The 16399-nt window shown below is 44.6% G+C and carries 13 protein-coding genes and 1 pseudogene; all 14 read right to left on the reverse strand.

What is annotated here, in order from left to right:
• Positions 1–3: 3 nt before the first annotated feature.
• The gene (gene pcrA / locus AC4G46_RS29465; RefSeq protein ID WP_491125752.1) at positions 4–2370 is read right to left on the reverse strand and encodes a DNA helicase PcrA; all 2367 of its coding nucleotides are present in this window, start codon (positions 2368–2370) and stop codon (positions 4–6) included.
• Positions 2371–2386: 16 nt separating this feature from the next.
• Entirely contained in the window at positions 2387–3094 is a 708-nt protein-coding gene (pcrB, locus tag AC4G46_RS29470; RefSeq protein ID WP_491129004.1) for a heptaprenylglyceryl phosphate synthase, read from the reverse strand.
• 154 nt (positions 3095–3248) lie between these two features.
• Complete coding sequence (locus AC4G46_RS29475; RefSeq protein ID WP_491125753.1) at positions 3249–4139, reverse strand: phosphatidylinositol-specific phospholipase C/glycerophosphodiester phosphodiesterase family protein; 891 nt, start codon at positions 4137–4139, stop codon at positions 3249–3251.
• Between the two features lie 74 nt (positions 4140–4213).
• Entirely contained in the window at positions 4214–5614 is a 1401-nt protein-coding gene (locus tag AC4G46_RS29480; RefSeq protein WP_491125754.1) for an undecaprenyl-phosphate glucose phosphotransferase, read from the reverse strand.
• Positions 5611–6564, reverse strand: a complete 954-nt coding sequence (locus AC4G46_RS29485; RefSeq protein WP_491125755.1) for a glycosyltransferase family 2 protein — start codon at positions 6562–6564, stop codon at positions 5611–5613. Before AC4G46_RS29485 ends, AC4G46_RS29480 begins: the two co-directional genes overlap by 4 nt.
• A 146-nt stretch (positions 6565–6710) precedes the next feature.
• Positions 6711–7697, reverse strand: coding sequence for a glycosyltransferase family 2 protein (locus AC4G46_RS29490; RefSeq protein WP_491125756.1), 987 nt, complete (start codon positions 7695–7697; stop codon positions 6711–6713).
• A 171-nt stretch (positions 7698–7868) separates the two neighbouring features.
• Positions 7869–8732 (reverse strand): dTDP-4-dehydrorhamnose reductase, encoded by an 864-nt coding sequence (gene rfbD / locus AC4G46_RS29495; RefSeq protein WP_491129005.1) that lies wholly within the window; start codon positions 8730–8732, stop codon positions 7869–7871.
• A gap of 8 nt (positions 8733–8740) precedes the next feature.
• Entirely contained in the window at positions 8741–9763 is a 1023-nt protein-coding gene (gene rfbB, locus AC4G46_RS29500) for a dTDP-glucose 4,6-dehydratase (RefSeq protein WP_491125757.1), read from the reverse strand.
• A 37-nt stretch (positions 9764–9800) separates the two neighbouring features.
• Positions 9801–9968: pseudogene (locus tag AC4G46_RS29505) on the reverse strand (dTDP-4-dehydrorhamnose 3,5-epimerase family protein); the annotation flags it as partial.
• 36 nt (positions 9969–10004) lie between these two features.
• Positions 10005–11678: a rhamnan synthesis F family protein gene (locus AC4G46_RS29510; RefSeq protein ID WP_491125758.1), complete on the reverse strand. Its 1674-nt coding sequence runs from the start codon at positions 11676–11678 to the stop codon at positions 10005–10007.
• Positions 11679–11682: 4 nt separating this feature from the next.
• A complete protein-coding gene (locus tag AC4G46_RS29515; RefSeq protein WP_491125759.1) occupies positions 11683–12987 on the reverse strand; it encodes a glycosyltransferase WbsX family protein in 1305 nt (434 codons plus the stop codon).
• A 76-nt stretch (positions 12988–13063) separates the two neighbouring features.
• Positions 13064–14257, reverse strand: a complete 1194-nt coding sequence (locus tag AC4G46_RS29520; RefSeq protein WP_491125760.1) for a class I SAM-dependent methyltransferase — start codon at positions 14255–14257, stop codon at positions 13064–13066.
• 17 nt (positions 14258–14274) lie between these two features.
• Positions 14275–15585: an ABC transporter ATP-binding protein gene (locus AC4G46_RS29525; protein WP_491125761.1), complete on the reverse strand. Its 1311-nt coding sequence runs from the start codon at positions 15583–15585 to the stop codon at positions 14275–14277.
• Between the two features lie 12 nt (positions 15586–15597).
• Positions 15598–16398 carry an ABC transporter permease gene (locus AC4G46_RS29530; RefSeq protein ID WP_491125762.1) on the reverse strand — a complete coding sequence of 267 codons (801 nt, stop codon included), beginning with the start codon at positions 16396–16398 and terminating at the stop codon, positions 15598–15600.
• Position 16399: the final 1 nt, after the last annotated feature.

Raw genomic sequence — 16399 nt, forward strand, 5'->3', positions numbered from 1 at the left:
CCGTTACTCGACTTTGGTAATCGGCGCAAATCCGGCGAGCAGCCGCTTCACGCCAACCGGCGCCGGAAAAGCAATCTGCAGCTCCGTATCGTTGCCGGTGCCCTTCACGGACACAATGGTGCCGGTACCCCATTTGCCGTGGGCCACCTTGTCGCCGGCCTTGAATTCACCGGCCGCCGCCGCAGCCCCTCCCGTAGCGCGCTGCGCGCCGCTGCCGGTCGTTACCGTAACGCGTCCTGCCCCCGGGACAGCGGACGCGGTACTGCCGCCCAGGCTGGCGCTTTGCCCGCCAGCCGCCGGCGAAGTGCCGGCGCCGCCTGTGGCGCGGCCGCCGAAGTTCCCCCGGCCGCCGCCGCCGAAGCCGCGGCCGCCATAGGCACCGCCTACCTCCGCGCCTCCGCGCCGGAAGCGGTCCGATTCACGGACGGTGTCTTCCTTCAGCTCCTCCGGAATCTCCTCCAGGAAGCGGGACGGCGGGTTGGCCGTCGTCCGCCCGAACAGCGTGCGCATTCTTGCACAGCTGAGGAACAGCCGCTTCTCTGCGCGCGTAATGCCTACATACGCCAGCCGGCGCTCCTCTTCCAGCTCATCATTGTCCTGGAAGGCACGGCTGTGCGGGAACACGCCCTCCTCCATGCCGATGATGAATACAGTCGGGAACTCCAGACCCTTGGCGCTGTGCATCGTCATCAGTACAACCGCATCGCTGCGGTCCTCTTCATCGTTGTTCATGCTGTCGATATCGGCAATCAGCGCCAGATCCGTCAGGAAGGAGACCAGCGACTTGTCTTCATTATTCTTCTCGAACTCCATCGTCACGGACAGGAACTCGTCAATGTTCTCCAGCCGGGCACGGGACTCCAGCGTATTCTCATTTTGCAGCTCCAGCCGGTACTGGGACAGCTCCAATATCTTCTCGGTAAGCTCGGTTACGGACAGGAATTCCACCATCCGGTGCAGCGCTTCAATCATGTCGTAGAATTCTACCAGCGCATTGCGCGTCCGGCCGGCAAAGCCGAGATCATCCACCGTCTGCAGCACCCGGAAAATCGAGACATTGCGTTCTGCCGCCGCTACAGCCAGCTTGCCGATCGTAGTATCCCCGAGTCCGCGCTTAGGCACATTGATAATGCGTGCCAGGCTGATATCATCATCCGGGTTGGATAAGAGACGCAGATAGGCGAGCAGGTCTTTGATTTCTTTACGGTCGTAGAACTTGATCCCGCCGACAATCTGGTACGGAATATCCGATTTAATCAAAATTTCTTCTATTACACGGGACTGGGCATTGGTACGGTACAGAATGGCATGATTCTGGTACGCCTGTCCCTGCTTGACGTTCTTGCTGATCTCTCCGGTCACGAAGTAACCCTCATCATGCTCGGAATCGCCGCGGAACACCTTGATCTTGGCACCCTCGTCTGAGTCTGTCCACAGCTTCTTCGGTTTACGGCCTGTATTCAGGGCAATAACGCCGTTAGCCGCATTCAGAATGTTCGAGGTCGAGCGGTAGTTCTGCTCCAGCAGAATGGTTGTCGCCTCCGGATAGTCCTCTTCAAAATTCAGAATGTTCGAAATATCCGCCCCGCGCCAGCGGTAAATGGACTGGTCACTGTCGCCGACTACGCAGATCCGGTGGTGGCCGTCGGCCAGCATCCGGCAGAGCATGTACTGCGCCCGGTTCGTATCCTGATACTCATCCACATGAATGTATTTAAATTTTTTCTGGTAGAAATCCAATACCTCAGGTACTTCCTTGAACAGCTGGATCGTCTTCATAATGAGGTCATCGAAATCCAGCGAGTTGTTGCTTCTGAGCCGCTGCTGGTACTTGGTGTATACTTTTGCCACAAGGCCTTCAAAATAATCGCCGATCTTCTGCTCATACTGCGCCGGTGTTACCAGTTCATTCTTCGCCGTACTGATTACCGCCTGTACTGCTTTTGGCTCAAACTTCTTGGTATCAATGTTCAAATCCTTCATGCAGTTGCGGATAACAGACAGCTGGTCGGAAGAGTCAAGAATGGAAAAATTCGAGGTGAAGCCGATCCGTTCAATATCCTTGCGCAGAATCCGCACACACATGGAGTGGAAGGTCGATACCCAAATATCCCGTCCTTCATCCCCGACCAGCTTGGAGACACGCTCCTGCATCTCACGGGCCGCCTTATTCGTAAAGGTAATCGCCAGAATCGCCCAAGGCGGTGCCATACGGTTCGCAATCAGCCAGGCAATCCGGTGGGTAAGCACACGGGTCTTGCCGCTGCCCGCTCCGGCCATAATCAAAAGGGGCCCTTCCGTCGTTTCTACAGCCTTACGCTGCGGAGGATTGAGCCGGCTTACGGCATCCTGTATGTTAATAAGTTGCATGGGTAGCATGCTCCTTTCAAATAGTTGTCTTCAGTGTCTTCTTAACCGCCTGCACGGTAAGCAGCGCCTGCTGTACATCACGGTATATAATATTGCCGACAACGACAGTATCGCTAAGAGCTGCTGCCAGTTCAGCCTCAGCAACGCCGGTAATGCCTCCGCCATAAAAAAGCTGGCTGTGCTCTACCGACTCTCTCACTTCCCGGACAACGTCCATATTGCCGAACGTTCCGCTGTATTCAAGGTAAACGACCGGAAGTCCCATCAGCTTGTCTGCAATCTCCGCATATGCAGCGGCGGCACGGCCGCTTAACCTGCTGTCTGCGTTTGTCAGCCGGGCTACAGAGGAATCTTCATTTAATACAATGTATCCTTCCGTCAACACCATCTCCCACGGGATCAGACTGCCAAAGCGCTCTATGGCTCTGCGGTGATGACCAAGAATCCAGTCCGTGTCCGGCGTATTCAGCACCATGGGAATCATGTACAAGTCAAAGCCGGGAACAGCCGCCTCAAGCTCGGAGACCTCCAGCGCACAGGGGAGATCATAGCGCCGCAGCCTGGAGAGCAGCCCGGTCGTATTCTCATAGGTTACTCCGGTAGAGCCTCCTACAAGAATGGCATCTGTTCCGGACCGGCAAATAACATCAAGTTCCCTGTCTCCAAGTTCACGGTCCGGGTCCAGCTTGAATACATGCCGCCACGGCTGTATCATTTGCCGCATTTCATTCATCCGTCGTCCATCCTTACCCTTCAAAAATACGAACGTTTTTTCGCTTTTTAATTATAGTATATAACCGTCTGTTCACCAAGCTGTTTGGTAAAAATACGGCTGGAATTTATCCCTCTATCTCCCTCAATATATACTCATCGCTTTTTCAGCGTACACCCCGCATCCGGCTTAAGTCCTCCTCAGAGACAAAATCCGTATAAAACCCGTCTACGCCCATCCGGGACAGCTTCGTGATCTCATCTTCATCGTTAACAGTATGCACGTAGATGCGGGCTCCGGCCTGCTTGAGCTTATGAACAAAGCTCTTGGTTGCTCTCGTCACGGGCATCGTAATTTCCACACCCGTCTCGCGGACAAAATCAATTACCTGATCGTCGCTGTCATAGGACTGATATAACGTAAAGATCACTTCCGGGAACGCATAGACCTTCCTCACCACATCAAGCATATCACGGCTATAGATCTGAGGTACAATCCGCGAGAGCAGTGCAGGGTCTTTACGGTTAGCCGCTTCAACGATGTGTTCAAACTGCCTGGTTACAAGCTCCGGATCAAGCTCCTTCGTATCGGTCACAATGTAGGCATCCGGATAAGCAACCAGCAGATCCATGATTTTGTCGATATCGAGCGGAGAATAGAGCGTCAGGATCGGACTGTCCATCACTTCCTCGTAGCTGAGCACGGCACCTTGTCTGGCGGCCGGAAGCACATCCGACTGACCGAGCAGCCGGCTCATATTGCCGGTCCATTCATGGCGGGCAACCAGCTTATCATCGGTAGTGAGCAGCAGATCCGTTTCAAACACGCGCGTACCCTGCTCGTAGTTGGCAACAAAAGCATCCAGCGTATTCGTATACGTATGATTATTAATTCCGCCCATCGCATGGGCGATAACCTTATGAGCAGTAAAACCGGCAGCCGGCTCCTCCTCCTGGGGCCATAAAGTAATCACAAGCAGCAGGATGAGGGCGGCAGCCATGATGAGATATGCAGTCCGTTTTCTTTTATCCATATAGTAGGGTTCCTTTGCTGTCATAGGAGTAGAAAAAGCAAAAACGGCTGTGGCCTTATTGCAAGGATGGCAACCGTTTCTATGGAATCGTTATAAAATTAATAGGCATTTTTGAAGCCGTTGCGGATTGTCCGGAAAATAATGCGGATATCGAACAGCAGCGACCAGTTTTCAATATAAAAGATGTCATGCTTGATCCGGTCCTCAATCGAGGTATCCCCGCGCAGACCGTTGCTCTGTGCCCACCCGGTAATCCCCGGACGCACGTGATGCTTGACCATATACTTGGGGATCTCATCACGGAACTGCTCCACATAATACGGACGCTCCGGGCGCGGGCCCACTACACTCATCTGGCCGAACAGCACGTTAAAAAACTGCGGAAGCTCATCCAGGCTTGTTCTGCGGATAAATGTCCCGAACCGGGTGCGGCGCGGATCCTCTTTGGTACTCCAGCCTGTGTCCACTTCTGCATCTGTCTGCATCTTCATCGAACGGAATTTATACATCATAAAATTGCGGCGGTTCAGACCCACCCGCTCCTGCTTAAAGATGACCGGTCCCGGCGATGTAAGCCGCACCCCCAGTGCCACAATCAGCATAACCGGAGACAGTATAAGGATGGCGAACAGCGCGAAAACAATATCAAACGACCGTTTGGCCAGCCGGTTACCGGCCATATCCAGCGGAATATCACGCACGTTGATCATCGGCATCCCGGCAAAATTATCAAAGTACGGCCGTGCCGGCAGGTAATCGAAGAAATCAGGGATGATCAGCGTCCGCACCCCCGCCTTTTCGCAGGCGGCAATAATGGCAGGATATTTAGAATGGGCATCCAGCGGCAGGGCCAGAATGACCTCATCCACCGGCAGCATTTCAAGAATCCCGGGCAGCTCATCCACTGTTCCCAGAATCGGCTTGTAGCGCTGCTCCTCGATCCCGTCCCACTTGTGGAAGTCATCCAGAAATCCGATTGTTTCATAGCCGAGCTCCGGGTACTGGACCAGGTTATTGTAAAATCTTCTGCCCAGCGAGCCTGCGCCGATAATCAGCACGAACTGGCGGTTGTAGCCTTTTTCGCGCAAGGATTTCAGCATTGTCTTGAGCACATAGCGGTACAGCATAATGGACAGGATATTAAAGCCCATATAAATAGCCAGGTATTGGCGGGAAACATCAATCTCCTTCAGGAAGAACATCACGCCAAGCAGGATGAAGATAGCCATCACATGTACTTGAAAGATTTTCAGGAATTCGTCGACAAAACGCTTCTTGCGCTTCGGCAGATAAAGGGAGAGCACAATCCCGATCAGTACAGATATTGCACCGTACATGATGCTCCAATAAGCATAAGACTCCACCGGGAGCGTATTATAGGACTCCAGCCAGCCGCTGCGGAACTTCAGCCACCAGGCCGCCAGAAAGGACAGCTGGATTACCAGAAAGTCAGCAACCATATAGAGCTGGGTCAAAAACTTCTGATTACGGCGGATCATAATCTCACCTCGGCCTTCGATTCAATCTGTGGCCCCGCTTCAGCGGAAGCTGTAAGGCTCTGTGCCGGAGTGGATACCGGACGCGGTGCCCGCAGGGCATTAACGGCAAGAGACAGCAGGAACTTGACAGCAACTCCGGCATATACCGTTCCGTTAATTATACTGCTATACTGCCTGCTATAATGCTTGCGGTGGAATAAGATCATCGCTCTGTGAAACTCATACACAATCTTGAAAGGTCTGCGCCGGGCGCTTCCGCCCTTCAGATGAATGATAGAAGTCTGCGGATAATAGTATATCCCCCAGCCCGCTTCTTTGATCCGGTAGCACCAGTCCAGGTCCTCACCGTACATAAAAAACGCCTCATCCAGCCCGCCTACTCTATCAATCGTTTCCCTCCGGACCAGCATGAACGCCCCGACAAGGCAATCAACGGGATACGCCTTATCCGGGTCCAGGTATCCTAACTGGTAACCGTTGAACCTGGGTTTATCCGGGAACAGCCTGCTGAAGCCAAAAGCATAATAAAAAGAGGCCGCTGGTGTAGGGAATCCTCTCTTACAGGCCTTGTCGAGCGAGCCATCCGGCAGAATCACCTTGCAGCCCGAAGCCCCCAGATCAGACCGGGTATCCATAAAAGAAACCATTGTCTCCAGCGTATCCCTGCGGATCACCGTATCCGAGTTCAGCAGCAGCACATAACGTCCGGATGCAACCTCCATCCCCTGGTTGTTACCACGCGCAAACCCCACATTTTCCTTATTCGCAATCAGCGTTACACCCGGAAATTCCCTGCTAAGCTTCTCAACTGAATCATCATGCGAATTATTATCTATTAAAATGATCTCATAGGAAAAGTTCGTATCCGACTCATACACCGACCTGATACAATCCATCGTCAGGCGGCAGGTGTTGTAATTGAGGATTAAAATACTTACATCTACATTCACTTCACTACGCTCCTGACAAATATAGTAATCTATCGACAATATTATAACATAAAAACCTCCCTGATAGGCAGTCGCCGGTTAGGGAGGTTTTTACATAGAAGATCCTCTTATTCCAGGTTTTAAACCCTTTTTTGGCCGCTAAGCTGTTAATTTCTCTTGCTGGCTGCCTTCTCCTGTACAAAACGGCGTTTACGCTTCAGTTCGGTCCGTTGTGCCCGGAATGATGCCCAGGCTTTAATGAGCCCCGGCTCTTTGAGCAGCATATACGCATGTGCGGCAAGCTCATACGGCAGAGCACGGATCAGGGTCAGCGGCAGGGTGCGGGAAGGCTCATTTTTATAGATCATCTTATAGCGGTTAATGTAAGAAATTCTGCGGATAAACATTGATTTGCCGCTCCGTCCGGCCGTCTTCCAGCCCCGCTCATGGTAGCCGATTGCTTCCGCATCAAAGTAGGCCTGCCAGCCAAGCAGCTGAGCCCGCCACGCAACATCAACATCCTCTTTGTACGCAAAGAAGTCCCCGTCAAAAAACTCACCGTCAACACTGATATCCTTAATCATGCGCCGGGAATACAGCGCCGCCGCTCCGGATACACCGAATACGGCTCCGGATTCCATCCAGTCTGCAGCAGGCTCTCCTGCACCACGGTCAAAAGCCCGCCGTGCCTTATTCATCCGCAATCCCGTGCTGTCAACCAGAGCAGGGTCTGCTTTTAGCAGCAGTTTACCTGTCGCACTGCCGATTAGCGGATTGTTCTCCATTTGCGCAACGAGCCTGGATACATAGTCTGCAGCCAGCACCAGATCCGGGTTCAACACCAGTACATAATCGGTGTCCGTGCCAGCTATTGCCTGGTTATGGGCGGGGGCAAAACCGGTGTTGGCTTTATTTTCGATGAGAATGAGCTTGGGCTTGAACGGATGCTTACTTGGAGTTGTATCCGGCGCTTCCTCTATACTGCGGTAAAATTCATTTACCGTGGCGGCAGATCCATCTGCGGAGGCATTATCCACAACAACAATCTGCTCTACAGGGTGATCCTGGGCAAGAACTGCTGTAAGGCACTCTGTGATATCGTCTGCACTGTTATAGGTAACGATATGTACACTGACTGTTTTGATGTTCTTCATGATATGACTACCCCGAATCTTGAATTCATTATAAAGTTTATATTAACCAACCAGCACTCCACCATTATAACGAAAACGGGGGAAGTCTGCTATTTGCGCCTGCAAGCAAAAAACTCCCAAACCGCTGTAAACGGTCAGGGAGCTCTAAAGTTATATTAACATATAAGATTGCTATTCCTTCATTTCAAGCAGGAAGTCACGCAGCCCTTCGCGCCAAGGCCGGATGTCCTCGAACCCGTTCGTCCGGATGGACAGGTGCTCCATCACAGAATAATGCGGGCGCGGTGCCGGACGGGGGAACTGCTCCGTCCCGCAAGGCTCAAGCCTGGCTGTGAACTTAAGCCCGAGAATATCTTCAGCTTCTGTGAAGATGGCCTGCGTGAATTCATACCATGTACAAGCCTCAGAATTGGAAGCGTGGTACACGCCATACTTCTCTGTCTGAATCAGCTCCAGCAGGAACCGGGCCAAGTCCACAGTGTAGGTCGGGGAACCCTTTTGGTCATTGACCACCTGCAGCAGCGGTTTTTCCTGGCCAAGCTTGAGCATGGTTTTGACAAAGTTATTGCCGTATTTGCCGTACACCCAGGAGGTGCGGACAATAAAAAACTTCGACGACAGGGATTGAACCAGTATCTCCCCGGCGCGCTTGGACTTGCCATAAATACTCTGCGGATCCGTATTATCGTATTCGTGGTAAGGCTTGCTGCCCATCCCGTCAAAAACATAATCGGTACTGATGTACACCAGCTTCGCACCAGCCCGTTCTGCGGCAAGCGCCACATTCCGGCTCCCGGTGGCATTGATTAGATAGGCTGCGTCAACATCGGTCTCCGCCGCATCTACCGCTGTGTGGGCAGCGCAGTGAATTACCGCATCCGGGCCAAAGCCGCCGATAATTTCCATACACTGCTCCAGATTCGTAATATCCATCTCCTGGCGGTCGCAGCCGAGCACCTCATGTCCCTGCTTCTGGAGAAGCAGCACAAGGTCCTGTCCCAGCTGTCCAGCGGATCCGGTAACCAGCACTTTCATCGTAGACATTACAGAGAATCCCCCAGACGGCTGCCGTACTGAAGCGCGGCATATTTCTGGTATTCCCCGGACTGAATGCGGGTCCACCACTCTTTATTATTCAGGTACCACTGGATCGTTTCCTTAATTCCGGTCTCGAACGTATGCTTCGGCTTCCAGCCGAGCTCATTTGTAATCTTAGTCGGATCAATTCCGTATCTGCGGTCATGTCCCGGACGGTCCTGCACATAAGTAATCAGGGATTCCGGCTTGCCCAACTCCTCCAGAATCGTCTTCACAATATGCATGTTAGTCCGCTCATTGTTACCGCCGATGTTATAGACCTCGCCAATAACACCATTATGGATAACCAGGTCAATCGCGCTGCAGTGGTCTTCCACATACAGCCAGTCACGGATATTGAGTCCATCGCCGTAAATCGGCAGCGCTCCATCATTCAGCGCACGGGAAATCATCAGCGGAATCAGCTTCTCCGGGAACTGATAAGGGCCATAGTTGTTCGAGCAGCGGGTGATGTTAACCGGCAATCCGAAGGTCTCATGGTAAGCACGCACCAGCAGATCCCCGCCGGCTTTACTTGCCGAATACGGGCTATTCGGAGTCAGCGGCGTTTCTTCGGTGAACAGTCCCGTAGCGCCCAGTGTTCCGTATACCTCATCCGTGGATACCTGAACAAACTTCGTTACGCTGTATTTTTTCGCGGCATCCAACAGTACCTGTGTACCTAATACATTTGTTTTCACAAAAACGTCCGGCTCCAGAATACTCCGGTCCACATGCGACTCCGCCGCAAAATTGACCACTACATCCACACCCTGGCCAATCAGCGCATCCATCGCCGCAACATCCGTAATGTCTGCTTTGACAAACGTGTAGTTCGGGTTTCCTTCGACTGATTTCAAATTTTCAAGGTTCCCTGCATACGTCAACGCATCTACGTTAACAATCTGATAATCCGGGTGCTGCTGCAGCATGTATATTACAAAGTTGCTGCCGATAAAGCCGGCTCCGCCGGTGACTAGGAGTTTCATTGTTAGACCACCTTCTATTGATAAAAATTAAGTTACATTAATCAAAGTTCAGCTCTGCGTCCTTAAGTAACGGATGTCTCTTATCCTTGTCAGACAGCACAGGACTTGCAACGGGCCAGTCTATGCCGAGCGACGGATCATTCCATAATATGCCGCGGTCATTCTCAGGGGAATAGTATTCGTCCACTTTATACAGGACTTGGGTGTATATTCTAAAAAATATTACTACATATTCTCCACATTATAGTACCGGGACTCTTTGATTTATATATTTTGCATCTTGCAATTCTACCTCTAAGTCATTTACACTCAGGATTTTATAATGATTATGTCTAGCTATCGGCACAAATATTCTTTCTATTGCATGTGCTAATGTTCCATCTTGTAATCCCTTCTCGGAATCAAAATCATCGCCAGAAATATTTAAGCTTTTTAATGAGCTGATAGCCGATGGGTTAAACCAAAACATAGTTCCTGCAAAAAAACAAAGTCTGATATCCTCTTTTCCCATACCAACCTTTAAACAGAGCTCTTGAACTTTTTCTTTATTTGCTCCCCAAAACTCTTCGTTTATTAAGTACGATTGTTCAGGACCAATTATGCCCATAGAAGAATCAGTTTCAAAGCAGTTTATAATTGATAGTACCCCGCTTGTAGAACCCAGCAACTCAGTGTAAATGTGTTGCCTCCAATTAGTCCCCTGAGCACTGTATAAACTTTTTTTCGAATGAATCTTACAGACACTACTATAATTATCTAGGAGACCAGTATTAAATAAGGCTAGGAACGGAGCTACATCCCTCCCCTTATTCTCCACGCAATATACATAGATATTAGCATTCGTAAAATACTTCAATCTTTTTTCTGCTTCAAAAGCATCGCCAAGACTAACGACTGAAATATACAAATCAAATTTATAAGGAATATTTCTTAAATATAACACTATCTCATCTAATAATTCTAAGTAGTATAGATGTAAAACCACTGCTGTATTACATTTATTACCATTTATTCGAGTGGGTAGGTTTTCCGTTGAGTAGTATATTTGTGTTGATGTTTGGCTTATATCCTTTAAAACATCATCAATTTTTTTTCCTTTATAAAAAGAGGCTTTGTTGGTCATATAATCATCAACTTCAAGAGCATCCTCTTTTCTCATTTTCTTAATATATTCGATTGCCTCTGGGTAATCCCGAACCGCCTCCCATTTACAAACAGAAAATTGTTCATAAATGTCTTTCCACAATAGATGACATGAATTACCTTCCCTCAAATATTTAAGACTAAAAAAACTCAATGCGATTAACTTCCAATTTTTTTTCTTATAGCTATTTAATAAAGCATTCAAATAGCTTTTTGATGACCATTTAAAACAGGCTCCCACAAGTAATGAATGACTCATAGCACTTTGTGACATACCAATCTCATACTTGAAGATAATTTCTGCTTTTTTATCAAGTATCGATACGTTATCCCAAAAACTTTTAAACCACACACTTACCAGTGCTTCTTTTTTCAGAACTACAAAAAAACTTTGAACGTGATAGTTGAACTGATAAGAGTCAATCAAGCCACAGATATCATAAATGCTCTCATCAGCAATTTTCAATATATTATCTATATCAAACGTTGAAGATATAAAGAAACTATCATTTATAAGAATTAATTGATCATAGATGTATACATTTTCTATTTTACTAATCCCGTACTTATAACTATAAAAGTCATAACCGACATTTTCTCTGATAAAGCATTCGACTTTAGGAGACAACAGCCTTAATTCATCTTCTGCCAGGTTTGTTGAAACCATTATTATTCGTTCACAAACTGTTTCAAGATGCATTAAAAGTTTAAGTACATTGTTAGAAAGCTTAGCATCTTTATCATAATGAGCGAAAACAGCAACTCTTTTCAAGGCCTTACCTCCTTACTCTCACGTATATCCTCTTAACAAGATTAAATAATCTAGGATACCTTCTTAGCTTATATTTTATTTTATCTTTAGTAAAATAAGTCCATGCAGTTTTATCTTGTAGCTTAAGATTCAAATTCCGGTTTTCATTAGCATAAAAAACAGACATGCTAATAGCCTTATTGTATTCATCAGTAAATATTTTCATTTCATTATTAGTAAGCGTACTAATTTCAATAACTTCTTGTAATTCAAAATCTTGTTTTTGCAAAGCTTTTGAAGTCGCTTCAAGGTAAGCATGTCCATGCTTTAAATCTGGTTCAAGATGACAGCCTTCCCCCCATTCATTCCATGCATTGATAAATATAAATTGATTATGTTCTGAGTTGTTTTTCTCCGTATATTCGACAAGATACCTTAACCAGTACCTATATAGAGCGGGCGAGGAATTAATAATGGAGTGAGGATTATTCTGTCTACGGGCTGTGTTATCCCAAGAAGGAATTATCCCCCTATACCATACATAATCTTTTGATTTGGCCTGAATACCTTGAGCTGCCACTTTTGGATAATCTACAATCCCACCAGTAAAATTAGGATTAGTAATGTGCGGCATATTACTTGGTCTGTTTTCAGGTGTAATAAATTTATGCGGTGGAAACTCTATTGCCGAATCGAATCCCCACTCGGTAGGGTCATCTATTCCATAAAATTGTACGGCACTAAGATGAATATCATCGAATCCTGCTTTTCGTGCTTCTTCCCTCCATATGCGTACAGTGTTTTTTATGTCCGGAAATAAGTCAACTCTGTAAACAATAAACATCGGTTTTCCATCAACTTTTATATATCTGTCATCCTTAAACACCGGAATTAGACTTCTAATTAGATTCCGATCGTCTTCTGGTGTATGATTTTGCTCTAATAATATCTCTTTATCTAATCCGTCCCATGTGCGTGTCCAGTTCTCATTGGCCCAGCAAAAGCAGAATGGAAAATTGATATCAGATGCAAAATATTGATCAAGTGGTTTTTCTAATATTCTTCTCCCATTAAACCAATAGAAATAAAAACAGAAACCATAAACACCATATAGCTCTGCCATTTTAGCTTGTTCTCTCATCACTTCAACATTGCTCAAATCATAAAATCCAAGATCTTTCGGCACATGTGGTTGATAATGATCTGGAAAGTTCGGTTTTCCCTTTGCAACATTGGTCCATTCAGTAAATCCCTTTCCCCACCATTGTGAATTTTCTTTAACTTGATGATATTGCGGTAAGTAGAACGCTATAGGCTTCGATTTAGACATTATATCCTCCAGTTATGCACTTTAATCTATCATTTATAGAATTCATTACATATAAACAATTGTGACAGTTAAGTAATTACTCAGTTTGATTCAGTGGAGCTTTACGAATTTTTTCTAAAAAGCTATTAATTTCATCTAAACATTTATTGAAGTCAAATTTATTTATTTTCAAATCAATATATACTGATAATTCACCCGAATACCCTTGGATTATGTCTCCTAATATTAATTGAGGATCATCAGACATAGATATAAAATCTACAGTATCTTGATCATCATTTAATTGTATAAGTCCTAATGAATCGATTACATCTAAAGATTTCAAAACAGCTTTATTTTCGTATTTTAGTATTAAGTTCTTCTTCAACTGAAAACTTGCCGGTTTGTTGCCAATATCCAATCTTATTTTATCAACTTTTGCATTAGGCAATGTAAAGCAATACGTGTGAAATTCGTCGCTATATTTAAATTTAGTTTTTTTTGAACTTGCTTCATTAAAACTCCCTGCTATGTCAGTCCAATAAATTTGAATAAAGTCTTCATCTTCTGTCGAAGCATCTCCAGTACTTTTTTCATTTTCAAACAAAGAGCTGATTTTCAAATTTTGAGCAATGGCTTCATTACCACACACTGCAATGATGTATCTGCCTTCTCTTTGTGACATAGTAGTATTAATTAATCTAACATGTTCGTTAGAGTTTTCATTACGTTCAACAATCAACCCATAATCGCCATAGTTCTGATTATAAAATTTCACATAATCAAATTGTTTTTCAAGAAATTCTTTATATTCAACAAAATAAAATTCATTTATATGATAAGGATTTTTATGTTTTGGCAGATCAGTATACAGATATTTATCCGGGGTTGAGATTATTAATATTCCATCATTCTTTAAGACTCGCTTTGCTTCTTTCAGGAATTTATCTTGTACAGCTTCTTCCACATGCTCAATTGTTTCAAATGAAATTATGACATCAAAAAAATCATCTTCGAAGTTTAATAACTCTACAGAACCACGCTGATAATTCAAGTTATATCTATTATATTTTTCTTTAGCATATGAAACGGCTTCGTCACTAATATCAACCCCCCATATTTCAGATGCCTTTTTTGCCAAAATAGCTGTGCCAAATCCCTCACCACAGGCAATATCCAATACTCTTTTTCCACTAACTAATTCCAGAACGGCATTATATCTATGCAAATGTTCAACCTCTATTTCACCTTCTGCTTTTCCTAAAACAAATCTTTCGCCGGTATATTCCATGTATATACACCCCTTTGCTATTCTAAAATAACGAGTTCTTTTTTTAATCTGTTCAAAGTTGTATCCGTCTCGATCTCAACTAAAGAGAGATTATAGCTTGGATTTTTCACAATTATCTTTTTGACGTTTGTTAACCATGTGAGCGTAACATGGTTATCCTGAGTACCTTGAGCAATAGCAGGACTTAATAGGTAGTCCCCCTTCATAATCCTTGGTAATCTAAAGCTAAAAATAATTTCAACTACATCATCCTTATTTACATTAAAATTCAAACTACTCCCCATATAGGTGTTAACGGCGAATAAAGAAACCCCTCTATTGCTTTCCCATATAAATCCAGCTATTAAGTGATCTAAATCTGCATTTACATTAACAACTATGTGACATTTATAATTGTTATCTACCACTAATTCTTCGGTAATTTCATCATTATTATCAGTAATAAAAAAAGATGTAATTTCGACATGTTCTGAAAAAACACTGTTTTCTTTTGGGATGATTTTTGGAAAGGTCATAATTTGACCAGCATCTTCATTTAAAACAATGTTTTTATAATTAAATTTCCCGATAAGTTCACTATTCATTTCATTATTCTCTTCAAATCGCTTATTAAGATATTTGGCGCAAACAACTTCCCGGTCATCATACAAAACCTGTACGGATGCATCTAACCATAAAACTCTACTACACATTTGTCTTATGCTACCGATATCATGTGACACAAAAATAATTGTTGTATTCTTCTCTTTAAGCTCATCAAATTTTTTGAAGCATTTATTTTGAAAAAAGATATCTCCTACACTCAAAGCCTCATCTACGATAAGAATATCAGGTTCAACATTAATTGCGACTGCAAATGCTAACCTTGCGAACATACCACTAGAGTATGTTTTTACAGGCTGATTAATGAAATCCCCAATATCAGCAAAATCAAGAATTGCAGGGATTTTCTTTTCCACTTCAGCACTCGAATATCCCATCATCGTTCCGTTCAGGTAAATATTCTCTATTCCGGTGAATTCCATATTAAATCCGGCGCCTAATTCTAACAACGCAGAAACTCGCCCATTTACAGTCACTTCTCCAGATGAGGCTGATAAAACCCCTGTTATTATTTTCAATAAAGTTGATTTACCAGATCCATTTTTACCAATAATCCCAACAGTTTCACCTTTTTTCACTTCAAAACTTACATCTCTCAGAGCATGAAACTCTCTATGATATTTTTTTTTAGAAATACTTAATGATTCTTTCAACCTATCGATCGGTTTATTATATAGTTTATAGACTTTATTAAGATTTTTGACATTAATTGAAATATCACTCATCACATTAACTCCTCACAATACATCAGAAAAATGCATCTTTAACTTTTTATAAACAATAAATCCAATCACTAGATAAATCATAGTTATATTCCAAAACCATGCAGTTTCATTTAATTTTTCCCAAAACCAGATATGATTGAACATAGCATCCCTGTAGCCTTCGACTACATAATAAACTGGATTTATCTTAAATACCCAGCGCCAATTGTCAGGAACCATCTTATAGTTCCACATTATAGGAGTAACCCAAATACCAAATTGCAATACAATCCCTACAATTTGACCAAAATCTTTAAAGAATACCACTATCGATGATGTGATGTAGCTAAGAGCAACCGTAAGTATGACAAGACAGGTTGTATAATAAATTAATTGAAGACTATAAAAAGTAGGATATTCCCCATATAACATAAATATTAGCAGCATAAAAGCAACAAAAAATATATGCACAAAAAAGGAAGATATAATTTTGACTATTGGTAGAATACTAATTTTAAATAGAACCTTTTTCACCAGGTAACTATACTCAAAAAATGAGTTTGTCGCACTCGTCATCGCCTCATAATAAAAGAACCATGGAATTAGCCCCGACATCAACCATAAAATAAATGGAACCCTTTCTACTTGACCCGAACGAAATCCAACTTGAAATACTGCCCAGTAAATTAAAATTGTAATAATAGGCTGAATAAATGCCCACGTTATACCTAAAAAGGATCCGGCATATTTCATTTTAAAATCATTAACAGCAAGAGAGGTAATCATTCTCCTTCCATTAAAGATTTCTTTAGAAAACCCTCTGATACTAAACATT

It is taken from the genome of Paenibacillus sp. fava2 (assembly GCF_058313675.1).